Origin of the sequence: Paenibacillus amylolyticus (genome assembly GCF_051136285.1) — a bacterium.
In the GTDB taxonomy this organism is placed as follows: domain Bacteria; phylum Bacillota; class Bacilli; order Paenibacillales; family Paenibacillaceae; genus Paenibacillus; species Paenibacillus amylolyticus_F.
On the sequence record NZ_CP194938.1, the window covers coordinates 5,659,375 to 5,683,476 of the forward strand.

15 protein-coding genes are annotated in these 24,102 nt (G+C 46.3%); 8 read left to right on the forward strand and 7 right to left on the reverse strand.

What is annotated here, in order from left to right; all coding sequences use genetic code 11:
- The first annotated feature begins 70 nt into the window (after nt 1-70).
- The 3 genes from ACR8BL_RS24605 to ACR8BL_RS24615 all read left to right on the forward strand — a co-directional run bounded on the left by ACR8BL_RS24605 (nt 71) and on the right by ACR8BL_RS24615 (nt 3,882).
- A complete protein-coding gene (locus ACR8BL_RS24605; RefSeq protein WP_434749973.1) occupies nt 71-613 on the forward strand; it encodes a CueP family metal-binding protein in 543 nt (180 codons plus the stop codon).
- A gap of 216 nt (nt 614-829) precedes the next feature.
- The gene (locus tag ACR8BL_RS24610) at nt 830-1,831 is read left to right on the forward strand and encodes an ABC transporter substrate-binding protein (RefSeq protein ID WP_434749974.1); all 1,002 of its coding nucleotides are present in this window, start codon (nt 830-832) and stop codon (nt 1,829-1,831) included.
- A 29-nt stretch (nt 1,832-1,860) separates the two neighbouring features.
- A complete protein-coding gene (locus tag ACR8BL_RS24615; protein WP_434749975.1) occupies nt 1,861-3,882 on the forward strand; it encodes an iron ABC transporter permease in 2,022 nt (673 codons plus the stop codon).
- Between the two features lie 99 nt (nt 3,883-3,981).
- Here ACR8BL_RS24615 and ACR8BL_RS24620 read toward each other — a convergent pair whose 3' ends face one another.
- A complete protein-coding gene (locus ACR8BL_RS24620; RefSeq protein ID WP_434749976.1) occupies nt 3,982-5,157 on the reverse strand; it encodes an aminotransferase class I/II-fold pyridoxal phosphate-dependent enzyme in 1,176 nt (391 codons plus the stop codon).
- A 102-nt stretch (nt 5,158-5,259) separates the two neighbouring features.
- Nucleotides 5,260-7,332 carry a methyl-accepting chemotaxis protein gene (locus ACR8BL_RS24625; RefSeq protein ID WP_434749977.1) on the reverse strand — a complete coding sequence of 691 codons (2,073 nt, stop codon included), beginning with the start codon at nt 7,330-7,332 and terminating at the stop codon, nt 5,260-5,262.
- Between the two features lie 250 nt (nt 7,333-7,582).
- Here ACR8BL_RS24625 and ACR8BL_RS24630 point away from each other — a divergent pair, with 250 nt between their 5' ends.
- The gene (locus ACR8BL_RS24630; protein ID WP_434749978.1) at nt 7,583-8,611 is read left to right on the forward strand and encodes a hypothetical protein; all 1,029 of its coding nucleotides are present in this window, start codon (nt 7,583-7,585) and stop codon (nt 8,609-8,611) included.
- Between the two features lie 47 nt (nt 8,612-8,658).
- On the opposite strand, the gene ACR8BL_RS24635 is transcribed toward ACR8BL_RS24630, so the two are convergent.
- Nucleotides 8,659-9,378, reverse strand: a complete 720-nt coding sequence (locus ACR8BL_RS24635; RefSeq protein WP_434749979.1) for an SDR family NAD(P)-dependent oxidoreductase — start codon at nt 9,376-9,378, stop codon at nt 8,659-8,661.
- A gap of 244 nt (nt 9,379-9,622) precedes the next feature.
- Nucleotides 9,623-9,982 (reverse strand): winged helix-turn-helix transcriptional regulator, encoded by a 360-nt coding sequence (locus ACR8BL_RS24640; protein WP_434749980.1) that lies wholly within the window; start codon nt 9,980-9,982, stop codon nt 9,623-9,625.
- Between the two features lie 200 nt (nt 9,983-10,182).
- Here ACR8BL_RS24640 and ACR8BL_RS24645 point away from each other — a divergent pair, with 200 nt between their 5' ends.
- Nucleotides 10,183-10,713 (forward strand): NAD(P)H-dependent oxidoreductase, encoded by a 531-nt coding sequence (locus tag ACR8BL_RS24645; protein WP_434753237.1) that lies wholly within the window; start codon nt 10,183-10,185, stop codon nt 10,711-10,713.
- A 116-nt stretch (nt 10,714-10,829) separates the two neighbouring features.
- On the opposite strand, the gene ACR8BL_RS24650 is transcribed toward ACR8BL_RS24645, so the two are convergent.
- Together ACR8BL_RS24650 and ACR8BL_RS24655 are read right to left on the reverse strand one after the other, a co-directional pair.
- Complete coding sequence (locus ACR8BL_RS24650; protein WP_434749981.1) at nt 10,830-12,395, reverse strand: glycoside hydrolase family 43 protein; 1,566 nt, start codon at nt 12,393-12,395, stop codon at nt 10,830-10,832.
- A gap of 45 nt (nt 12,396-12,440) precedes the next feature.
- A complete protein-coding gene (locus ACR8BL_RS24655) occupies nt 12,441-14,378 on the reverse strand; it encodes a carbohydrate-binding protein (protein WP_434749982.1) in 1,938 nt (645 codons plus the stop codon).
- An 868-nt stretch (nt 14,379-15,246) separates the two neighbouring features.
- Here ACR8BL_RS24655 and ACR8BL_RS24660 point away from each other — a divergent pair.
- The 3 genes from ACR8BL_RS24660 (at nt 15,247) to ACR8BL_RS24670 (ending at nt 18,555) form a co-directional block, all read left to right on the forward strand.
- On the forward strand, nt 15,247-15,606 hold the full coding sequence (locus ACR8BL_RS24660; RefSeq protein WP_434749983.1) for a hypothetical protein: 360 nt from the start codon (nt 15,247-15,249) through the stop codon (nt 15,604-15,606).
- A gap of 36 nt (nt 15,607-15,642) precedes the next feature.
- Entirely contained in the window at nt 15,643-17,313 is a 1,671-nt protein-coding gene (locus ACR8BL_RS24665) for an exosporium glycoprotein BclB-related protein (RefSeq protein ID WP_434749984.1), read from the forward strand.
- A gap of 282 nt (nt 17,314-17,595) precedes the next feature.
- Complete coding sequence (locus ACR8BL_RS24670) at nt 17,596-18,555, forward strand: DUF5050 domain-containing protein (protein WP_434749985.1); 960 nt, start codon at nt 17,596-17,598, stop codon at nt 18,553-18,555.
- A gap of 343 nt (nt 18,556-18,898) precedes the next feature.
- Here the strand turns inward: ACR8BL_RS24670 and ACR8BL_RS24675 are convergent, their stop codons facing one another.
- Nucleotides 18,899-23,869, reverse strand: a complete 4,971-nt coding sequence (locus ACR8BL_RS24675; protein ID WP_434749986.1) for a discoidin domain-containing protein — start codon at nt 23,867-23,869, stop codon at nt 18,899-18,901.
- Nucleotides 23,870-24,102: the final 233 nt, after the last annotated feature.

Here is a 24,102-nt window from a genome sequence, read left to right on the forward strand (position 1 = left end):
TGAATATATGGTGAAATACACCATCGAAATCGTCCGATCTAACTCTTTTTCTTAGAAAGGGAGTTTTCGGATGAAAAAATCGTTATGGATGATCGGCAGTGTGGCACTTGTAATCGTACTTGGAACATATTGGATTGCGAATACGTCAGGACAAAATAAGACCGAACAAGCGGATGCACCGGATATTCGAAAGCTGGTTGAAGATATCAGCACAGGCCGAGAAAAACCGCAGTCTGCTTCGATCAGTGCTACAACGTTAACTGTGAAAGATGCGAGAAACCAGGAAACAGCCTACAACTTGCCGGAAGATGAATTTTTCCTTTCTATTGCTCCTTATGTAGAGCAGACGCATCCTTGTGAGATTCACAGTTTAACGGGCTGTCAAGGAGAGATGGCGAATGAACAATTCAGTGTGACGATTCATGATTCTGAAGGCAATACTCTGATGAAGGATGAAGTGTTAAAGTCCGGTGCCAACGGGTTTATGGATTTCTGGGTGCCACGAGACCGAACATATCTAATCCGGATTGTTCAAGGTGGAAAGGTAGCTGAGATACAGTTGTCTACATACCCAACGGATCAGACCTGTATTACCACAATGCAGTTAATTTAAGCTAAGATCCGTACAAGCAATCATGAAGAATACGGGTAGATGAATAAAAGATGCGATATGGACAAGGAAAGGATGGCCTCAGGGTCATGTCTTTCCTTTTTGTGATGGTAATAAAAAATGTGAAAATTATGAGGCAACGTTGACAAAAAAGAATTCAATGAGTGATAATGATAATTATTATCATATAAATACATACAAATAGAGGAGATAAGGGATATGAAAAAAAGGTTACATGCACTGTTAATCATGATGGCATTTGTTTTAGTGCTGGCAGGATGCGGTAAGGCCGCTACAACGACAGAACCAAGTAAAAATACGGTTACGGGTGGTGCTCCTGCTGAAGAGTCTGCTGGCCCGGTTACCGTGCAGCATAAACGCGGGGAATTGACATTGGACAAGCCCGCTAAACGTGTCGTGACACTGGAGTGGACTTACACAGAGGACGTTGTTGCTTTAGGCGTTCAGCCTGTCGGTAATGCAGATAATGCCAACTATAAAGTGTATGTAACGGGCGAAGCTGCTCTGGATGATAGCGTTACGGATATCGGAACACGCAGTGAGCCAAATATGGAAGCTATTGCAGCACTTAAGCCGGATCTAATCATTGCCAATGCAGACAACAATTCAAACGTTTATGACCAGTTGAAAGCTATTGCTCCAACGCTGGAGTTTGATCCATACGACGGTGACGGGTATAACTATGATAAAATGACGACCATTTTTAATACAATTGCAACAGCTCTGGGTAAAGAAGATAAAGCAAAAGAAGTGCTGAACAACCTGGATCAGCATTATGTGGAAGCCAAAGAAAAGCTGACTGCAGCTGGAAAAGAAAATTTCCACTTTGTACTGACACAGGCATTCACCTATCAAAATGCAGCTTCCCTGCGTATGTTCAGCGACAATTCGGTTGTAGCGGGTACCTTGAACAAAATTGGGATGGTGAATGATTGGCAGCCGGACAAACTTGAAAACTATGGTTTCTCTACGGTAGGTATTGAATCTTTATCCACAGTACAGGACAGCAATTTTATCTATATTACGCAACCAGACGATGACGTCTTTGGTACAGCGATGAAAAACAATTCGGTGTGGAACGGTCTGAACTTTGTGAAGGAAAAGCGTACGTATCAACTGGGAAGTACGACATGGACATTTGGCGGCCCGATTTCTTCCAAAGTACTGGTTGACGGTGTAGTTGAGGCGATTACCAAATGAGTCTGTCTCAACAAGGAATAAAGTCAGCCATGAACTGGCGAATGATAAGCATCTATGGGGGCGGTCTGACCGCCCTTATCGTGCTTTTTTTTGTAAGTTTATGTTATGGGGAAGCAGCTATTTCGTTGCATGACGTTTGGGGCGCGCTTACGAACAGACAGAATACCCTTGAACATAATATGGTACGGGATTTGCGTATGCCGCGTACCGTGATCGGTATTCTTGCAGGAGGTGCACTGGCTGTTGCCGGTGCGCTGTTACAGATTATTACCCGGAACCCGCTTGCAGCCTCGGACACGCTTGGGATTAATGCGGGTGCATATTTTGTCGTGGTGCTCGGCGCCATTCTTTTTCCAGGTGTACTGAGCCAGTCGCCGTTTCTTTTTGCTGCGATGGGCGGCCTGCTTGCAGCATTCGCGGCTTATTTTATGGGCGGCGGGCGTACGTCAACGCCGGTACGACTGGCGTTATCCGGTATGATTGTGTCGATGGTGCTTGGATCGTTTACAAGCGCCTTGCATATTTTTTTCTCGATGGAAACACAAGGTTTATTCCTGTGGGGTTCTGGCACGCTCGTCCAGAATGACTGGACAGGTGTGAGTTATGTCTGGCCTTGGGTTACGGGAATAACGCTACTGGCGCTACTCCTGTCCAAACAGTGGGATATGCTGGAATTGGATGAATCAACCGCATCCTCTTTGGGGCAAAGAGTTGGACTTGCTCGAACAGGCGGACTGATCATTGCCGTTATTTTGGCTGCAGTGATCGTTAGCGTCATTGGACCGATCGGCTTTGTCGGTCTGGTCGCTCCGCATTTGGTTCGCCTAAGCGGAGTTCGCTCTAATCGTCTCCTGATTCCCGGTGTATTCATCTGGGGAGCAGCGTTGCTGGTGGGAGCAGATGTACTTGCCAAAATGATACGCAATTCCAGTATGGAGCTGCCAACGGGTGCTGTTATGGCGATTATTGGTGCGCCTTGGCTGATATGGCTGGTGCTGACGCGTATGAAAGCCGGGAATGGAGCCGGAATGACAACATCCATGAGCACAGGTGGACGTGTGCGCCGATTTGCCTTTATGCCTGTAGCTATTCTTTTTTCCGTCATTACAATGGGGTTGGTGCTGCTCAGTACGATGTTCGGTGGAATGCGTATTCCGTTAGCCGAGTTGTTGCCAAGTTTGTTCCAGTCAGATGGAATGTTCTCGGGAATTGTTCAGCTTCGAATCCCGCGTACTTTGGTGGCTGCTGGAGCAGGGGCGGCCCTCGCGATCAGCGGGGTACTTATCCAGATGGCTGTGCGGAATCCGCTTGCTGATGCATCGATTGTGGGTGTATCCTCCGGCGCGGGGCTTGGTGCTATGATGGTGTTCATCCTATGGCCTGGACTGCCGATGTTCATCTTGCCTATCGCCGCCATCACGGGTGCCGCCATTGCCGCTGCGGTTGTATTTTCACTCTCCTGGAAAAAAGGCTTGAATCCATCTGCGGTTGTATTGCTGGGTATTGCGATGTCAGCTATTGCTGGCGCTGGTATTCAGATTCTGATTGTACGCGGAGCCGTGTATGGCAGCAGTGGTTATATCTGGCTGACGGGTAGCACGTATGCCCGCACTTGGGATCAGGTCAAGGTTATCGGTCTATTCCTGCTCATTCTGGTGCCAGTGGCCTGGTGGCTTGCTCGCAGATTTGAACTGCTTGTCTTTGACGACAACAGTGCTTCCGGACTGGGCCTGAATGTCCGCCGCACTCGCCTGCTGGCGATGGCTGTGGGAGTATTGCTGGCGGCCGGGGCTGTTGCTTGTGTCGGGACGGTTGGATTTATCGGTCTGATTGCACCACATATGGTTCGTCTGCTGACGGGACACAAACTGAGACAGTCCATGTTTCTGTCCGCGCTGGCCGGAGCCGTTATGCTGGTGCTCGCAGATACGATTGGCAGAACGGTGATGGCTCCAACCGAAATTCCGTCAGGTATTCTCATTGCAATCATCGGTACACCGTACTTCCTGTATCTGATGTACCGTTCGAATTGGCGCAAAGCGATGAAGTGAAAATGGAAGCAACAAAAAGCACCAAACCCTGATGAGACGGGTTTGGTGCTTTTTAATTTGGTCTACATTTGTATTACAAGTGTACTACATCCTGTCAGACTATTTTTCAGGAACGAGCATACCGCTCGCTTCAACATAGTGAAGGGCTTGTTGCAGTTGCTCTAGGTCCTGTACCAGCGCAAATCGGACGTATCCTTCACCTGAAGGCCCGAAGGCACTGCCAGGTGTCACAATGACACCTGCCTGGGTAACGAGATCCGTGGCAAATTGCTCTGATGTGTTGTAGTGCGCGGGAATCCGTGTCCAGATGAACATCGTAGCTTCCGGTTTACTGATCGGCCATCCCAGTTTGGCGAAACCTTCACACAGCATATCCCGTCGTTCTTCATAGATGGATCTTACCCGCTCCACATCCCTTTGGTCACCTGTAATGGCGGCAATTGCTGCCTTCTGGATGGGGATAAACATGCCGTAATCCATATTGGATTTCAGCTTTTTCAGCATCGAGACAATCGCCTTGTTTCCCATACAAAAACCGATTCGTGCTCCAGCCAGTCCGTACGTTTTGGACAGGGAGTTGAATTCAATTCCCACATCCATGGCACCCGGATAAGCCAGAAAGCTACCGCATGTTTTTTGGTCAAACACTAGCTCGCTATAGGCATTATCATGCAGCACGATAATATCGTATGTTTTGGCAAAAGTGATCAAATCCTCATAAAAGGAGTCTGGGGCCATCGCTGTTGTTGGATTGTTCGGATACGATACAATCATGAATTTAGCTCGTTCGGCCACGGATTCCGGGATGTCTTGCAATTGGAGGATATAGTTATGTTCCTCTTTTTGCGGCATGTAATATAGCTCAGCTCCGGCCAGAAGAGGCCCATCTGCAAACACTGGATAACAGGGGTCGGGCACAAGAACTAGATCACCTTCATCTACAATCGAGAGGGAGATGTGTGCAAGTCCTTCCTGCGAACCGAGCAGCGAGCAGATTTCTGTTTGTGGGTCCAGTTCGACTTCATACCGCTGCTTGTACCAGTCACTTGCCGCCTGAAGCAGTTCCTTCTGATCGTTAACCGCATAGATGTAGTTGGCCGGATCAGCAGTCGCTTCACTGAGTGCCTTCATAATGTGCGGGGCCGGCGGGATGTTTGGTGTTCCGACGCTAAGATCGATGACGGGCTGTCCGTTCTCCAGCCGGCGACGCTTGATATCTAGCAATTTGGTGAAGATGCCTTCACTAAAGTGATCCATTCGTTTTGCAAATCTCATGATAAGTCCATCAGCCTCCAGTGCTCTTCGTGCGCATATGCTTTAATAATAAATGCATCGCGGACATAAGAGAAGAGCAGGAGAACAGTAGATCAGTAGTCCTTATTCCACCTTGAAATGGCTTAGTTCATCCTGCAGTTTGGTCGAAAGTTGATTCAACTGATTCGACAGATCCGCCACTTGTTGAATATTTTCCAGTTGTTCCTGCGTACTCGCGCTCACTTCTTCCGTGGAGGCAGAGTTCTCTTCCGTGGTAGAGGAGATAATCTCCAGCGCTTGGAATATTTCATCTTTGTGTTGATGTACATTAGCAGTGTTGTTGGTGATCTGCGCCATGCGCAGTTTCAATTCTTCCAAGTCTTTATTGATGCTGTAAAATACTTGTTTGGTGTCTTCTACAGACTTGGTATTCTCTTCCGCAATCTTCATACCTCGCATGGTGTGTTCAACCGACAAAGAAGTTTTCTCTTCAATGACACTTACTTTTTTGTTGATTTCCTCTGTAGCTAGAGCGGTTTGTTCCGCAAGCTTGCGTACTTCTTCTGCAACGACAGCGAATCCTCTGCCATGTTCTCCGGCACGCGCAGCTTCAATGGAAGCATTAAGAGCCAGCAGGTTCGTTTGAGAAGCAATTTGTTTCACCGTATCCACAAAACTTGATATTTCATTCCGGCTCAGATCGATCTCTTGAATAATAGAGGAGATGGATTGGGTAGAGTTATGGTTCTCCAACGACCATTTGGATAATTGCTCCACAACCGCGAGTCCTTGACCACTTTGATCAACAGATGTCTGCACCATAGATCCCATGGCTCGTGCATCTGATGCAATCTCATCAATTTGGTTTGATAACGAGCCAGTTTTACGTAAAATGTTTTCCGTTTCGATTGACTGATAATTAGTTGCATTTGCAATCTCATTGATCGCCGTAGATGTATCATTCATCGTTAAAGCTGTTCTTGAGGATATCGATTGCAGGTCATTGGATGAATGATTCAGCACTTGAGCTGAATTACCAACGATTTGTAGCATGCCTTGAATTTTCTGCACCATGGAATTCAGGCCAGTGGCAATCTGTCCAATTTCATTATTGGATTCGATATCCAGTTTAACTGTCAGATCACCTTGCTCAATCTGCTTGATTTTACCCAATAGCTGCGGTATGGTGCGCAATAGACGACGCAGAGTAATGTAGCTGATAATGACCAGAAGAATTGCAGCTGCAGCAAACCCGCCAAGTGTAATCCAGGTGAATGTTCTGAGCTCTTCTAGAACTTCCTTCTCTGTAATCGTCAGACCTACGGACCATCCGGTGTCTTTGCTGGTTGCATACCCGATGTAACGACGTTCCCCATTGTCGTTTATAAGCTGGATGCCAGATTCACCAGCCATCATTTTTTTACCAACCTCACCCATGTCACCAGTGGTCTTCAGGATGTTTTCCTTCAACACTTTACTCTCATCTGGATGATACAGAATATCCCCATTCTTGGATAACAAAATGGAATAACCTGTCTCCCCCAGCGAGTAGCTCTTCATAATACTCGGGATATTACTAAACAGAATATCTGCTGCGGCAAAGCCAATCATGTTGTTGTTATCATCCTTGATTGGATAAAAAATACCCATGAGTACTTTGCCTGCCGAGATGTCAATGTACGGATCGGAGAAATAAAGCCCGTCAGCGTCTTTTACCGGCTGGTAGTAAGGACGTACCTGAATATCGAAATCCGGTGCAGAAACAACTCCGTCATTTTGCAGCCAGAAGCCTTTACCATCCATGCCGGCAATCCAGGCATCGTTGAATGAAGGTTCTGCTTCCACAATCTTAGCCAGTGTTTCCCTTGTTTCTGCAGCATAAGTAGAAGTGGCTGCTTCTGATGCTGATTTCGTTGTTTCTATGTATTCCTTGAATAATTTGTTAGTGGACATTTGTTTAACCAGTGAGCCTTTTTCTTTAAATAGTGCGTCGAACTCACTGACAATGGCTTGTGTTTTGGTCTGGAGCATGGATTCCTGCTGTTTAACCAGAATGTTTCTTGTGCTTGTGAACATGAATGTTCCCAGTACAGCGAATACGACAACAATGATAACGAGCAGTACAGCAGCCAAAGTGTTGGCCATACTGGAAGTGCGTGCTCCTCTGTTCCCCCGCTTTTTAAAAATGTTTAACATGTTCCATCTCCCCAGGTTTTTAATACGAAGTTCAAAACTTCTGAGTTATATGTCGGCATATAATATAGATTTGTGTATATTTTTGTCGAATTAAAAAAGAATTAAGAAAACTCCAGGTCACAGATGAGAGATTGGTTTGGTATAATATGTTTATAAATGTTTGTAATCTAATGACATTCTTAATCGTCGGCATTAGGTTGAATGAAAATGCATGATGTGAACTGGACGGAACAGGACAGGGGGAAGGGTAATGACTCAATTTTGGCATGCTTCCATACAGGGGATGCCCTGGAATGAAGAAAAAATGAACCAGGCGGTGCAGCATTTGCGCCGCAGGGCAACAGTTCATTTTCGGGTTGGCGTGGATACGTATGAGGATTTGACCGAATTGGATATGAATGTTTTCACAGTCAGGCCTGATCTGATTCTTCACATATCGAATGCCGATCTCAAAGCGAAATATACATCCATTTTTCTCGGACGATTAGCACAGTTGAAACATGTATTTGCCTTACAGCTAGATTGTTCGCAGGTGCAGGATTTGACGATTCTGGGAGCATTGAAGCAACTCGTCTTCCTTAGAGTGAATTCAGCCGCAAAAGCAACGGATCTGAGTTTTATTGAATACTACAGAGATTTAACCTATCTTGAACTCCATGGAAAATTCAAAAACTTGATCTCCATAGAAAAATGTAAAAGTCTGGAGACCCTTACCCTGAACTGTTTGGTAGATGATCTTGAGTTGTTAACAGAACTACCAAACCTCCAGTATCTGTCCCTTGATCAGTGTGAGTTAAAAGGCGAGCTGGATGTACTCGCCCAGACAACCATTCGGATGCTCAAGCTTAGCTCGGTGCGAAAACTGATGAGTATCAAGGGACTGGAGCAGATGCAGGGGCTTGAGTATCTGCATGTTTCCTTGCCCAAGCTGGAACAATGTTGTGATTTTTCGCAGATGCCTCGGCTCAGACAACTTGAACTGGTTTATATGAAATCACTTCAAGATATGGAGGGTTTATGGACGGCTAGCGCACTGGAAGTCTTGGAGCTGAAAGAGATCAACACGGCCCTCAAAGCAACATCTTTTGTTAAAATGGCAGAGCTTGAGCAGCTTAGACAGGTGGATTTTCGTTTTATTGATTTTAATAAAGGGCGCATTGCAGCTATGCGGGAACAGCTCATCCAACAGGGGAAGTCACATGTCATCTATGAACATATTCCTGAACAACAACGAGTACAGTCGATGGCGATTGAGCATATATCCCGATATTTAACGTAAAGATACAGCAACCAGATTCGATAGAATCAGCGCTTTCTATTACGCTATCACGTATTCATATCGGTAAGAGCGGGAACGTTAATTTCTTTCACACAAGCCGCTTTGGACAGGCTGACGATACACCGGACGATGGATACCATATCTTGAACAGGAATGCGGGTTCCGTCATACTCTGACAGCGCGCGTTCTATTCCTTCTTCGTACGGGATCTCTGCTGCCAGTTCTCCCGGATTAATACAAGTTACCGCAATGCGATCCCGCCGAGTATGTTCTCTCAACGCCTCTGTAATTCCACGGATCGCAAACTTGGAGGCAACAAAAGAAACCTGAGTGCTGCCCGCATTGTTTAACCCGGCCGTGGAGCCGATGAGAATGATCTTTCCTGCTTCAGACTTGCGAAGCTGAGGCAGTAGAGCTTGAATGCATACAATTGTGGACGTTATATTCACATGGATCAGCTCTTGAATATCGGAAGGCTTATCCTGATCAAAGGTGTAGTGTTCCTCAAATCCTTCCTTTTCCCAAATACCTACGTTATATATAAGCACATCCAACGTTTCGTTACGCAGCTGTTCCGCAATCTGTTTAGCGCTCTGAAGCTCAGAGAGATCCGCCTGAATCCATATTCGCTGTACATCATCTTCCAGTTGCAGACTCTCTGGTTTGCTGCGGGATACAACCCAGACTTTATCTCCTGCCTGTGGTACACCTCTGACAAATGCGTCGCCCAATCCTTTACTGGCACCAAACACAATATAGTTCTTCATTCAAAAAAACCTCCTCGCGACACAGATTGGATTAACTCAAGTGTCTTGATATCTCGGTAAATGAGTTATGATAAATGAGTTTCGTAAATAACTAATCCAATCTACATCCGATTATTAATTATAATAATTATATTTTACTATACAGGTAGTATATAGAGGATGAAGGTTGAATGAGGGATGTTTCATACTTCTGGCTCACTTTGCTCATGTGAAGAGGGAAGAGTGAGAGGGAACTGTGGAATACTTAATCATTATTGTCATCGGACAGCAGGACAATTTCTTCGCCGCGTTGCTGCCTGAGCGCAATGTTATCTCTTCCCCAAGTACACATCACATCTACGATTGTATTGGCTGTTACGCCATATGCTGTAAGACTATACTCGACCTTGGGCGGCATTTGCTGATAAACATGTCTTGTGACCAAGCCGTCACGTTCCAGTTCACGTAATTGTTGAATCAGTACTTTTTGTGATATGCCGGGCATGCTGCGCTCCAATTCTCCGGTTCTTTTGACACCCGACATTAATAAACAGATGATGATTGCTTTCCACTTGCCGCCAATGATTTCGAGCGTAGCTTCAATGCCCAAACGGTATTGTTTCATATATGTCACCTCCGTTTATATTTACGTTTTCACAGGGATAACTATTTATTTTCTCATAACTGTAAAGCCGAAGTCCATACACACCTTGAGGTAAGAATCTTACTTCATTGTGTGTATTTTCTTTTGGTCTGACGTGGCGGATAATGATCCGTAATCAAGAAATGAAATTTCAATCTGTTTTGGAGAGAGGAATGAATGGAATGAAAACACTCGTTATTTTGGCACATCCGAATATGACAACTTCAAGAGTAAATCGCCGCTGGAAAATGGAGCTGGAGAAGCACGCAGAGCATGTACATATTCACGAATTATACCAAGCCTATCCGGACTGGAATATCGATGTGATTCGTGAGCAGGAGTTGCTGGAGGCACATGATCATATTATTTTGCAGTTTCCGTTCTATTGGTACAGTTACCCGCCGCTGCTCAAAAAATGGCTGGATGATGTGTTCACTCACGGATGGGCTTACGGATCAGAGGGGAATCGATTGCACGGAAAGCAGATGGGGCTGGCAATGACAATCGGGGATAAGCAGGAGAATTACGGAAAAGGACGGCCTGTAGGTTTTAGTGTCGAAGAGCTGATCGCACCATTCCAAGCGAGCGTGAATCATGTGGGCGTTACGGCATTGCCGCATTATGCTGTTTTTGGTGCCTCATTTCAGGCAAGTGATGAAGAGATTGATCAAAGTGCTAAAGCGTATATTCAATATATCCAAGCTTTCAAGTGAGATGTTTTTCAAAAAAATGAAAATGACCTGGCTCCGCACATAGCGGAGTTCCAGGCCATAGTTTAACTCGAAGTACGGAGTGCTAACTGGTAAGCTCACCATTACTATAATCGCGTTTACTCCACACGGAAGAAATCAAAATCAGTATATCCTCCGGCAGATTTGGTTGCGTAGTTGAACAACGCAAAGCGATAACCCATGAAGTGTGGCAACGTATACGACATTTGCAGTGTATTGCCAATCGTTGTCCAGTTCGTTCCATTTAGACTATAGGCAAAATAAGCTTTATCCGTTCGGTTTGTGAAGTCACAAATGACCCGCAGATAAATTTTGTTCTGATTCAGGGGTACATTTGCAACTTCGGTCATCGTACCGGAACTGGCATTGGTCATTACAATAGACTTGGTATTGCCCGTCATCTTGACACCAACAAAGCCATATTTGGCCTGAAAAGCAGCCAGACCGGCATAATCACCATCCTTCATGCCTGCCGTTTCCAAAGCGGTAATGCCTGTACTTTTTGGCCCGAACGTACGTTGTGTCAGTGTATTACGGGCTTCGAGCAGATTTTTGCTGAGTTTGCCTGTGGTTAACCGCATGAAGCCGGGACGCTGGTTCAAGGACCAGTTTGCCGGATCAGGATTATGATTCCATTGCCAGAACTTCGAGAGACTTAATGTACCCGAAGCTGCATTAAACTCATCTGAGCCGAAGATTTTGGCAGGCGCCTGTCCTTCAACAGGCATATTCATTGTCAGAGGCACTTTGCCGTTGACCCCGAATACAGGCCAGTTATCGGACCATGTGACTGGAACAAGGTACGGGATACGTCCAACAGCACCGTTATCACGGAACAGCAAGCCGTACCATGAACCTGAAGCGGTATCCACGATACCGCCTTGTGCGATGCCGGAATCTCTTAATACCACTTTGCCAGTGTATTGCCCTGTCAATGAATTTGCGCGATAGGCAAGCTGGATTCGTCCATCCCCTGAGGGCCAGGCGATCAGAAATACGTAATACATGCCATTGATTTTCTGAATGTGTGCCCCTTCTGCCTTTACAATCATATTGGAGCCAGCAATATTGCTTGCATTGGAGATCAGCACCTGATTCAAACCGCCGGACTTCACAGCCTTGGCATCAGGTGTCAACTCGACGATGCTGATGTTATCGCTACCATGTACAAGAAATGTGCGGTTCCCGTCGAAGAGAAGGGATGGATCATGATAATAGCTGTTCAAGGTATATGGCGTCCACGGCCCGTTCTCGATGTTGTTGGTCTGATAGATGTATGTTTTTCCCGTTGAAAGTGAGCCAAAGGCGACATAATAGGTGCCATTGTTGTAGCGGAGACTGCTGGCCCAAGAACCGCGACCATATTCGTTCTGGCCATTATTCAGATTCTGGACATCACCGTTGCCAAGTGTGTTATATACATAGTTCACAATGCTCCAGTTGACCAGATCGGTTGACTTCATGACAGGAACGCCTGGGTTCATATGCATGGTTGTACTGGTCATGTAAAAGGTATTGCCCACTCGAATGACATCACTGTCCGGCACATCTGCATAAATGACCGGGTTGTTAAAGGTTGCCGCAGAGACAGTCTGATGACCCGATGGTAGTGATGTTAACAGCAAAGGAAGTGTAAGCAGGAGCAAACCGATTTTTTTCCACATAACTATCCTCCTGAAATATCAGAAATCACAGATCTTTATAAATTATTACGAAATTTCAAGATAATCGATGTAAGCATCCCAGGTACCATTATCCGTTGTTACAACCAGTTTGATTTCCTGATTACCTGTGGCGTGTGTGATATTTGGCAAGGTTTGCACCGTTGGTTGGGTTCCGGTAAAAAAGAATGAACCGGCAGTTACCCCACCAATCACCAGATCGACACGGGCAGTACTATTGTTGTTAGAAGCACCCCGAAGAGAGAACTGATGTGTGGGGTTAGCAAAGAATTGATTGTAACCCGCAAAATCATTGTTCGCATAGAGCGCCACGCCGTTAAAAGGAGAACTGATCAGCCCGGCATATTGCCCGCCAAGGGTCATGCTTTCCGTTTCAACTCGAGTAACGTTTGGATTGGGATTCGGGTTCGGATTTGGGTTTGGATTACCTCCAGAACCGGAGGTGAACTGCCAATAATCCAGATTGAACAGATTTCCGTTACCTGAGCCTGTAAACACCAGATACAGATGATGACGTCCCGTTGTATTGGTGATATTGGTTTCGAGCTCACGCCAGTTCTGCATGCCACCCGTTGAAGTGACGTTAAGTGTGCCGATTAGCGTACCTGTCGGACTACCAAGGCGGAGTTCAATGTTACCATTTCCAGTAGAAGCCACGTTTGCCTTGAATTTTGAAGCACCCGTTGAACCGAAATCCACATTGCTTACAGCAACCCAGTCGCCATTATTGATATTTGTCACATTTTGGTTGGCTGTTGGTCCACCGCTTGCTTGAGTCGGTTGTGTATTAATACCAGCTTGCCAAGCAATCGTCTCGGCTTCCACTCTGTTATACGGATTAAGGTTAGCTGTTTGAGACACACCGGTCATGTTACCCTGTACTTCCTGAATCGATCCGTCTGCATTATGCGTCAGCCTGTTGATGTGGGTGGAACGATATCCCTTGCCATCCCCGAGGAAGGCTTTGCTTACTGTTTGTGCATGATACGCGACATACCATTGGTTATTGAACTGGAACACGGCATGGTGGTTGTTGCCACCTACACCGAAGAATGTACCCGGATTTTTGAGGAAGTGTCCTTTGTATGTGAAAGGCCCCATTGGGCTGTCACTCACCATATATCCGATTTCACCTTTCGGGTAGGCTGCCGGATGGTTTCCTGCGAAGTTGATGCAATACGAGTAGTAATATTTGCCGTTGTACTTATGGATACCTGAATCTTCAAACATATAAGGTGCATCAATAGTCGTAGCGCTGCCAACCACACTGGTCATATCGGCGCCAAGACGAATAACACGTGCTGTTTTTGGATTCGCAATGGAAGCTGCATTAGTATCGTTCGGAATACCGCCACCAGCATACAGATAAGCGGAGCCATCGTCATCGACAAGCACAGCCGGGTCAAAGAGCCAAGTCACGCCCGACATCCCAGGAGTTCCATGGGTAACAAGTGCCCGTCCGATTGGATCAGACCATGGGCCAATAGGGGAATCCGCTGTCAGAACACCGATTCCTGCACCGGAGTTGGCGAAATACAGGAAAAACTTATCTTTGCCTGCAATTGTTTTCTTGGCCATTGCTGGCGCCCAGGACTGGCTTGCCCATCTGGCAATGCCTTGTCCATTGTTAGCATTGTTTGCACCGGCTACCGGAATATAGCCGTGGTCAGTCCAGTTTACCATGTCAGCCGAGGAGATTACGCTGATTCTTCCGATGGTGCCGTAGTTATTTTCGCGGACAGAGCCATCATTGTTGTAGAGGAAGGTATCACCTGTCATGTAGACGTAGACCCGATTGTTATGGACAAGCACGTAAGGGTCAGCGCCCAATTTGTGATCAACAAGCGGATTGGCATTCACAGGTGTTTTGGCAACAGCATTATTCGCTGCATGGCTGGACTCGGCAGGTAGAATGGAAAAAACCAGAATTAGTGACATCAGCAGGGCTATTGGTTTACGAATCATACGTTCGCCTCCATTGGATTGGTGTGTAATCGAATTAACATGAATGGTTGAACCCGAGAAGTTTGGATGAGAAAGCAGAGATGAGAAATGAAGTATGAAGCATGAAAATGAAGAATTTAAAGTTCTTTATGACACCTCCCTTCAGAGAAGAAATAATTGTCTGTTCATGATGAGGAATATATGGCTTAAACCATACAACATGCAGATTGTGTACCTGTTTACTGATGCACGTTGATAGTCATCACCCGAGGATGGGTATGGAGATACTTTGGCGAGAAAACAAATATAAATTGCCCGGTTGTTCTTTGTAATCGCTTTCAATAGAATGGTTTTAGAAGAGAATGGGATGAATAATTGGGATTTTTTACAATGTAATTATTTTTCATTTTTGTTTTAAATTGTTTGTATATTTGACGATATCATATCACATTTCAGCGACAATACAATCACTTTCTATCAAAAATTGTAAAAAAAGGTTGGGTGGCACGTTAATTACTTCATATGCAGCACAAAAAGGGGGAAATCTTCGCGCAGCTTGGTAATACGTCTGGTCAGGTTATAGATACACAGAAGTATATTCCGAGGTAAGAACGATCAAGTTGATAAGAAATAAGATGTTCCAAGTGATGGCCGTGTCCTCTTCATTGATAGAGGAACGGTCATTTTGTCTTTGCTTCAGGTTAAACCTATTTTCAAGGCTTTTTGGCTGAAACTCTAAGCGCAGATGGTAGTTGTTGATCGATAATGGTGAACTGTCCCCTGTCTTATGTCCACACCTCTGGATGAGTAGCCGAATATTACTATTATGTGATGCAGGAAACCAAATATTGCTAGAGTGAGAGGTTCACAAAAAGGTGGGATGGGATAAATGGCTATATTATCAACTGGGCCTATCGAGAATAATGCCGTTTCCGGTGTTAGAGCAACGCAACAGGTGACGATTAGATTGGTAAGTCGAGCTTCTGTGGATGCGGTAACGGTATCTATTCAGGGATATGTCCTAAGTACAACAAGAACGCTGTATGTGAGTGAACTGATTAGTATCGCACCTAATGAAGAAGTGACCCGTAATTATTTTGCCAATTTGGATGCTTTTGAGTTTGTTTTTGAAACAAGTGAGGAAAGTGTGGGAGAAGTCGGGATTTCAGTGTGGGGCAAACAGGCGTCAGGACAATTGGTAGATGCACACCGGGTAGTGGAGCACGAAAAAACAGTTAAGAACATCTAACAAATAAGACTTTTTTCGAAAGAAGGGAATATAGCGATGAGCTTTTTATCGACAGGGCCGATTGAAAATAATGCAGTTAGTGGTGTAAGACCGACGCAAACTTTAACAGTCAAAATTGATAATCGCAGTGATGTTACCGTCTCAACTGTACAAATACAAGGCTATTACATGAGTGCTGGGTTGAGAGTTCTGTATGTTAGTGAATCTTTCGACATTGCACCCAATCAAGTGATCACTAACAACTACTTTGCCAATTTGGATGCGTTCGAGTTTATTTTCACTACATCAGAGACGATTAATGATCCTGTTCAAGTGTCTGTATGGGGGAAAAGTAGCACAGGCTCTCTGGTAACAGCACATCGTTTAGTTTCTTCTGAATTGCTGGGTGAGATCCCGAGTATCACTGGAGCTACAGGCGCAACAGGCGCAACAGGTCCTGCAGGAGCAACAGGTGGGACAACAGGAACAACGGGTGCGACCGGAGCAACCGGCGTGGCGGGAACAACGGGTGCGACTGGAGCAACCGGCGTGGCGGGAACAACGGGCGTGGCCGGAGCAACCGGCGTGGCGGGAACAACGGGTGCGACTGGAGCAACCGGCGTGGCGGGAACAACGGGCGTGACCGGAGCAACCGGCGTGGCGGGAACAACGGGTGCGACTGGAGCAACCGGCGTGGCGGGAACAACGGGCGTGACCGGAGCAACCGGCGTGGCGGGAACAACGGGTGCGACTGGAGCAACCGGAGTAGCTGGAACAACGGGCGTGACTGGAGCAACCGGCGTGGCGGGAACAACGGGTGCGACTGGAGCAACCGGCGTGGCGGGAACAACGGGCGTGACTGGAACAACGGGCGTGACTGGAGCAACGGGCGTGGCGGGAACAACGGGCGTGACTGGAGCAACGGGCGTGACTGGAGCAACCGGCGTGGCGGGAACAACGGGCGTGACTGGAGCAACGGGCGTGACTGGAGCAACGGGCGTGGCGGGAACAACGGGCGTGACTGGAGCAACCGGCGTGGCGGGAACAACGGGCGTGACTGGAGCAACGGGCGTGGCGGGAACAACGGGCGTGACTGGAGCAACGGGCGTGGCGGGAACAACCGGCGTGACTGGAGCAACCGGAGTGGCCGGAGCAACCGGCGTGACTGGAGCAACCGGAGTGGCGGGAACAACCGGGGCAACAGGTTCTGGAGCAATCGTCCCTTATGCATCAGGCCTTCCAGCATCATTAACTACCGTTTTAGGTGGACTTTTGAATACCTCCAGCTTGGTCGGTTTTGGCAACAGTGCAACAGGAGTAACGGTTAACGGAGGAATTATTGATCTCACAGGTGCTGCAGGCACGTTGCTTAACTTTGCTTTCTCGGCATCTCGTGCAGGGACGATTACTTCGCTGGCAGCTTATTTCAGTACGACAGCTGGACTTAGCTTGGTCGGATCTACAGTAACCATAACCGCACAATTATTTCGTTCTGCTACACCTAATAACACCTTTACAGCTGTACCGGGTGCAGTGGTAACCTTATCTCCTCCATTGACTGGCGTTTTGTCATTAGGCACAATCTCTAGTGGGTTGACCACAGGTCTGAGTATTCCAGTAGCCGCTGGTGACCGTCTGCTTATGGTCTTCTCCGCATCAGTGACGGCTGGAATTGATGTGGCTTCAACCATTGCAGGATATGCAAGTGGTGGTCTTACCATCACTTAGTGGAATTTAATAATATATCAATTTCAAAACACAGAAAAGAACCTCTTGCCATGTTGGCGAGAGGTTCTTTTATCTAAAGTGACTTATGCTTATGCTCACTTCATTTACATATGGGTCTGTAGTTATTTTGTGACGGAGATTTCCGAAGGAGTGCGGGAGGTTGATTTGAAGGACAAGTGATAACGGAGAGTGTGCCAGATGTAGAGTGAAATGATTGTTCTATTTATGAATCCAATTTACAATAGAAAATGTAGGAAAAATACATATTTTAGGGAGACGAAAATGAGAAGGAAATGGTTGATTGCGTTGTTAAGTGTAACCATGTTGTTTGGCGTTGTGCCTGCATACGGTGCGGAAGATTCAGGAGAATCTCAATCTCTAGTATGGGAGGGTTATATTCCCAATACCTCAGGGAGTGAAATTTTTTTTACAACATCTACAAGCAGCGAAAGCAAAGTAATATTTAATTCTCCAACGGAAATTCGAACTTCGAAATTGGTGGGGGAGTGGGTGTACTTTTTGCTATTGGACGGGACTTCCGAGTCATTTGCTCACATTGTTAAAATCAAAAAGGATGGCTCAGCGTTCACTTATGTAAGTAAGGATGCAGATTATCTCCATTTTCAGATTGCAGGAGATACGATTTATTTTTTGAAAAGGAAAAAAGGTATGGATGTTGATGCGCCTATGTCCTTTGGCTCAATGAAAATGGATGGAACAGATGAAAAGATTATTCGGCCTAATTCTACTTTTAATGTAGTCGGAGCGCCTTTTAAGATTTATAAAGGACACGTATATTATGTTGACCGTAATAATGGAAAATTATATCGTATGAAGTTAGACGGTACAGGGACTAAGGTTATTTCCTCGCAAAAGATAGATAGCTATGAGATTTTTAATAACATGCTGTTTTTTGAGGAGGATGGGCCAAATAATTCCAAAGGTATATTAGTAGATTTGAATAGTCAGAAGAGAAAAACATTTAACACTATTAATGGTATTCAACCTCTAGGATATGATAATAATCGGTTGTATTATTTAACTTGGGGTGATACTGGACAAGTTATATACGTATTTGATGGATATACAGGTAAAAAAAATAAGCTACTATATTTACCTTTTTATGATTTCTTTTCGGGTAAAGTGGGGAAGGAGTTTGTATTCAAATCCAGTTCTAAAGGAATCGTGTATAAGGTGGGGTACGATGGCACAGTAAAAAAAATAAATATTAGCCGCAAATAATAGAATAAATTAATCTTTGAGATGTCCTAGAAATCGTGCTTAACTTTGCTTTCTCGTCATCGTTTGCTAAAACAATTACTTCGCTTATGGCTTATTTCAGTGAAACAGCTGGACTTAGTATGGTTGGATTTATAATAAAGATGTGACAGTTTGTCATATACCACAAATGGGAACAGGGATCTCTTGCCGATTATGGCTTGAGGTCCCTGCTTATGTGTAAGTATATTAACGGACATATTGTCATTCGATCAGAAGGTTAAATTCACAGACAGAGTATTCTGAGTTTTACGTCTAGTTTGTTAGACTTGTCACGACGAATTCAAGCTGGTTTCCAGTAAATAAATCAACGGTACAGTTTCAATTCGGCAATAGACCACCACCACTCGGCAGTACCCGCAGTCAAAGCAATTTTGACATATCGTGCCTGCTGGTTCGTGAACATCACGGAGATTACAGGATCGGTTCCCGCAGCATCTGAAACTGAATTCCATTGTTCGCCATCCGTTGAAGTGACGATTTTAAAACTGCGGGCATAGTCATTGGTACTGCTGCCTGAGTCCATAGTTAACCGGCTGAAATTCTGGATGCTTCCCAGATCGATCTGAATCCACTGGTCTGTTTGTTGTCCAGATGCAGTGGTCCAGCGTGAGTTCAGATCATCATCCAGCAGTGCGCTAACGTCTTCAGACGTGGAAGCTGTAACTGTCCATGATGTCCGATCCAGTTCGGTAGGTAGCAGCTCATCCAGTTCCCCGGGTTTCCATGGTGTCTGATCGGCGGTATAAACCGCGATTTCAGCTACAGACCACCAGTGAGAATCCGTTCCAGTCTGAACTATTTTGATATAGCGCGCCTCATGGGGAGCGAAAGCAATAGAGAGCACGGCATTTTTCCCTTCACCCGTTACCACTGCTTTACCCCAATCCATGCCATCCAGAGAGGTGTAGATTTCATAACCACGAGCATAATCCTCACTGCTATGAGCACTATCCAGTACAATCCGGTTCACCGTCTGCAAATCGCCCAGATCCAGCTGAAGCCACTCACCGCCTGTTTGAGTCTGGCCAGAACTCCAGCGTGTTTGGTCCGAGCCGTCCAGTACCGATGCAACGTTCTCACCGGAAGAAGCTGTGACGGACCATACATCTGGAAGCAAACGTTTTTGTTTTCCTGTTCCATAGTGATGAACGAACAACTCAGAGACCGACCACCATTGGTCGGATTCACCCGTCTGTACGATCTTCACATAACGGGCCTGCTGCTCAGGGAAGGTGATGGAGAGACGTCCTGATACGCCTTCGCCGCCAGCAATAGATGTTCCCCAGTTTTGCCCGTCATCGGAAACGAAGATACGATATTGCCGCGGATAGTCATTCTTCGCGTTCCCTGGGTCTAACTCTATCGCGTCAAAAACACTCAATTGTCCAAGATCAATCGTGATCCACTGTCCGTCCGTTTGCTTTCGACCGTTCGTCCATAACGTCTCTTGTTTTCCATCCAGCATGTGAGCTGTGACATCCGTTCCTTGTGTGGATGAAGCCGTCACGATCCAGGTTGACCGATCGGGCAACGGGGCTGGTTTTGGATGTTCAGGTGTTTGAGCCAATTTTCCAAATCGGGCAAGCTTGAGTTCCGAGATGGACCACCAACTATCTGCGGGAGCAGTTAAACCAATTTTGATATAACGTGCAGTCTGCATTCCCAAATCGACGGACAGGCTCGGTGATGTCCCTGTTCCTTGTGCAACCGGCTTGCTCCAGTTTTCATCGTCTTTCGAAACGTAAACTTCATACCCGTGAGCATAATCTCCCCCGTTGTTGCCGGAGTTCATGAAAAGTGTATCCATGATCTGTTCATTGCCCAGATCAATATGAAGCCAATCTCCAGGCTGTTGCGTTTGTCCAGATGACCAACGGGTAGCTAAATCTCCGTCAATCAAGCGTTCCACTGCTTCCGAACTGGAGGAGGCGGTAATCGTCCATTTGCTGCGATCCAGATAGGTGACGCCTTGTGAATCATCTGGCTGTTTGACTACCGTATGCTCCAATGGATTGACCTTCACTTGAGCCTTTGCATAGACGGTAGCTGAACCCAAAACTCCACTCGCATTATAAAAGCGAACCGTTTTGGTGGTGTCGGATGGATTCCAGATTTGCGCCGTGTAAACGCCGTCCTTTTCGTAGACGGTTGCTGCGGGAGAATCAGCCCAAATATCCATTGTCCGTGTTCCTGTGGATGCCATACTGTGCATGAACCAGTATGCATTAAAGACTTCATTTTGCTGCATGTCTTTCGTATTCCACTTTGCAAGAGCAGCCTGCGGGTCTCCGATGGATTGGAAAGGCCAGATGATGTGTTGCCATGTGCGTTCCTGCTGCCCACCAAGATCCTTGATCAGACCGTTGTAAAGTGCCGCGGTATTCTTCGGATCACGGCCATAATAGGTCATCCACTCCGCCGGCGGCAGCCAGTGAATGCCGTAAATATGCTCTGCGTCGTTGGAGAAGTACGTGCCATACAGATAAGCGCTGCCGTATACATGCCCTATGGTAGCGTGTTTGTATCCTTCCAGCCAGTTGTCTCCATCGTAGTTAAACCAATATTGCTCAGCCGCTTTTTCTTCGGTGACAAAGCCCCAGATCCCTGTATCGCGATAAGCTTTATTCCCCGTTACTTCGCCCCACATATATTGCCCGACCCAACTGAACAGAGCTTCGCCTGCAGCTTCCTGATTGTTTCCACTGCGATTGTCCGCATAACCGCCCGCCCAGGAATGACCTGAATAAGGATCGAAATTACGCATCCATGGAAATTGATTGTCTGTGCGCGAAGGATTGGCATAATCCCGGATCAGCAGTTCAACCATATCACCATAATCCTGTATAAACGTTGGATCATACGTAGCCAGCACCGCAGATGCAAAGACGTAATAGCCATACGTAAAATGATGATCCGTCAGCCCGGTATTGACGCCGAACCCGCTTCCGTAAGGGAAGATCGTTCCCCATTGCTCCGAGTAATAAAAATAATAGGAGTGCAGACGTTCATCCGGTGAGTAGGTGTACCAGTCCGTCAAAATGTTTCTTAACAGGGACAGGTAGTGGTCCCGACGTTCGTGATCCCCAAGCTGATCGCTAATGAGCACACCCAGCGCAAGCGGATGAAGCTTTTTCCCCTGCCAGTAGGGATCTTCGCTCATTAAATTGCCTGACGTATCTGCATCAAGCTGATCCAGATAGCTGATTAATTGTGCGCGTGAGTATGTCGGATCGTCCGGCTCTACAAATTGCGGAATAATGCCATAGAAACGATCCTGTGTCGTAAAGCTGTTGCCTTCGCTTACTTTCATCATTCCACGAATGGAAGGATAAGTGAGCTCCGTGAGTGGAGTTGTTGCAATTTTCCACTGGTGAGGGAACAAAGCCATTAATGTGCTGGTGGAAAAGTTGGTACGCTTTGTTTGTGTAACGGAGTTGAAGGTCGTTGTAACTTGAGAAGTGCTCTCGTTATAGTTGTAATCAACCTTCGTATCCGTCACAAAAGCGTAGGCATGCTGGTAATAGGTTGCTAATTCTGATGCAGATGGCAGAGTGGCCAGCGATAAATAATTTTCGCTCGATCCCAGCTTAATTTTAAGTGTATTGCCAAGCTTAATAAGTGTGGTTCCTTCTGGTGCATAAAGGCCGTAGTTTCTTGTAAAGGTTTGCGGTGAAGGTGCTCTGTCCTGATTGGTGACTTCAACACCGATATGATCGCCTGTCCATGCTTCGCCGTCCTGCAGTACAATCTCACGGTTTTGACCATCAAAGAGACGTGTGATGTTCGGTGAACGGAGCAGGATAGTGTCCGGGTTCTCGAACGTGTTGTACAGGAAAGGGGAGCCTTTGACAAAGGTTGTATTGACCTTCGCCGTGTCATCATCACTCATAATGATGTTTGCGGAGTAATCCCCGTATCCGGCTACCTTGGTATTCACCTTGGCGGGGTTCATACTGCTTGTTGTCAGGATAAGGTCTGCTTCACCATCTGCATCCATCGAGTTGCCGTCTGCAGAGAGGTATCCCGCACCAGGATTCAAAATATGAAGCCCCTGTTTGGTATATCGATTTTTGAACGGGAGTGTAACCAGACTGTTTCCATCCCCTAAGTCCGAAACAAGAATCGATTGCCACCAGTCATTAGATGGAATCGGGGCGGTGATGTCGGCTGTGCGATTTTTGGGGTTTTTCGGTTGCAGCATCGTGATGTCATTCATGGCATAACTGCCAGCCCCAACCTGTACTGAGCCCATCTCTGGGATATCCGGAATGGTGTAGACCGGTTTCTCATCACCTGTAATATACTCGTACACATCAAAGGCATAGAGCGAATATCCGTTAGTTGTACCTCGGCCAAGCCCTGCGAACTTTACATATCTGGCTTCTGCGTAAACAGGTATGTCATCCCGTCCACCGTTGCTGTGTAACTCCCGAACCAACGTAGTCCATTGCTTTGCATCATTGGATACCTGAATGTCGTAAGCACGTCCAAACGCATTTTCCCATTGCAGAGAAACATGTCCGATCTCATGACGTTGACCAAGGTCCACAACAATCCATTCCTGATCCTTGTATATGGAAGACCAGCGTGTACCTGAGTCACCATCTGTCACATTGCGCGCTTCATAATTGCGCTTCTCCATTCTGGCCTTGTCTTCGGCGGAGCGGCTAGGTTCGTCAATCTCTTCCGATGACGCCATGACCGATTTACCAAGGGCTAGATTGGTGGCAACCGGTTTTGGAGGTGGATTTGCCCCGCCTGTTCCATACACATTGAACGCGTACAGAGATACACCGTAGGCTTGTTGTACCCGTTCATGGCTGAATAAACGCACATAACGTGCCTTCGCGGAAACTTCCACTTCGGTTAGACCGCCTTGACCCCTCGTTGTGGAGTATACTTGTTTCCAGTTCATCTCGTCATCCGACACTTCAAGGTCGAAGGCAGATGCATAGGCATTTTCCCATTCAATCGAGATATCCGAGATGGAAGCAACTGCGCCGAGGTCAACGTAGATCCACTGAGGGTCTTGCTGCCATACACTTTCCCATCGGGTATTTTTGTTACCATCCACGGCATGATCGGCTGTATTCCCGCCAAGGGATGAGGAACTATACACCGGTCTGTTCAGGGATAAGAGATATGACCCTTCTACTGCAGCGTTTGCTGTTTTGCTTGGCCATAGCGGCACACTGCTAATTAACAATAGCATGGATAACAGCAAGTTCACGCAGATGCTGCGTTTGTTTCGTTTGTGACTTGTTTGTCCCTTCATATCTTCTTCTCCTTTGTTAGCTCTTGCCTCTCGGTCAGACAGAACTTTCTCTTTCTCTTTTTCTTAACAACCTGTTATATGTATGGTTCTGTTCTCCTGTGCCGCATTCCTGAGATCGATTTCAGGTTGCAATCATGGGATAAGCGGATGTTCATTTGTTGTATATCGATCATTTGGAGTGGATTATAAAGTTTTTTTAATCGTTTTCGTAGAAAAAGAGACGTATGTCCTAC

Coding starts and splice junctions, on each gene's coding strand:
- ACR8BL_RS24605 (WP_434749973.1), top strand. CDS start 71: ATGAAAAAATCGTTATGGATGATCGGCAGTGTGGCACTTGTAATCGTA.
- ACR8BL_RS24610 (WP_434749974.1), top strand. CDS start 830: ATGAAAAAAAGGTTACATGCACTGTTAATCATGATGGCATTTGTTTTA.
- ACR8BL_RS24615 (WP_434749975.1), top strand. CDS start 1,861: ATGAACTGGCGAATGATAAGCATCTATGGGGGCGGTCTGACCGCCCTT.
- ACR8BL_RS24620 (WP_434749976.1), bottom strand. CDS start 5,157: ATGAGATTTGCAAAACGAATGGATCACTTTAGTGAAGGCATCTTCACC.
- ACR8BL_RS24625 (WP_434749977.1), bottom strand. CDS start 7,332: ATGTTAAACATTTTTAAAAAGCGGGGGAACAGAGGAGCACGCACTTCC.
- ACR8BL_RS24630 (WP_434749978.1), top strand. CDS start 7,583: ATGACTCAATTTTGGCATGCTTCCATACAGGGGATGCCCTGGAATGAA.
- ACR8BL_RS24635 (WP_434749979.1), bottom strand. CDS start 9,378: ATGAAGAACTATATTGTGTTTGGTGCCAGTAAAGGATTGGGCGACGCA.
- ACR8BL_RS24640 (WP_434749980.1), bottom strand. CDS start 9,982: ATGAAACAATACCGTTTGGGCATTGAAGCTACGCTCGAAATCATTGGC.
- ACR8BL_RS24645 (WP_434753237.1), top strand. CDS start 10,183: ATGAAAACACTCGTTATTTTGGCACATCCGAATATGACAACTTCAAGA.
- ACR8BL_RS24650 (WP_434749981.1), bottom strand. CDS start 12,395: ATGTGGAAAAAAATCGGTTTGCTCCTGCTTACACTTCCTTTGCTGTTA.
- ACR8BL_RS24655 (WP_434749982.1), bottom strand. CDS start 14,378: ATGATTCGTAAACCAATAGCCCTGCTGATGTCACTAATTCTGGTTTTT.
- ACR8BL_RS24660 (WP_434749983.1), top strand. CDS start 15,247: ATGGCTATATTATCAACTGGGCCTATCGAGAATAATGCCGTTTCCGGT.
- ACR8BL_RS24665 (WP_434749984.1), top strand. CDS start 15,643: ATGAGCTTTTTATCGACAGGGCCGATTGAAAATAATGCAGTTAGTGGT.
- ACR8BL_RS24670 (WP_434749985.1), top strand. CDS start 17,596: ATGAGAAGGAAATGGTTGATTGCGTTGTTAAGTGTAACCATGTTGTTT.
- ACR8BL_RS24675 (WP_434749986.1), bottom strand. CDS start 23,869: ATGAAGGGACAAACAAGTCACAAACGAAACAAACGCAGCATCTGCGTG.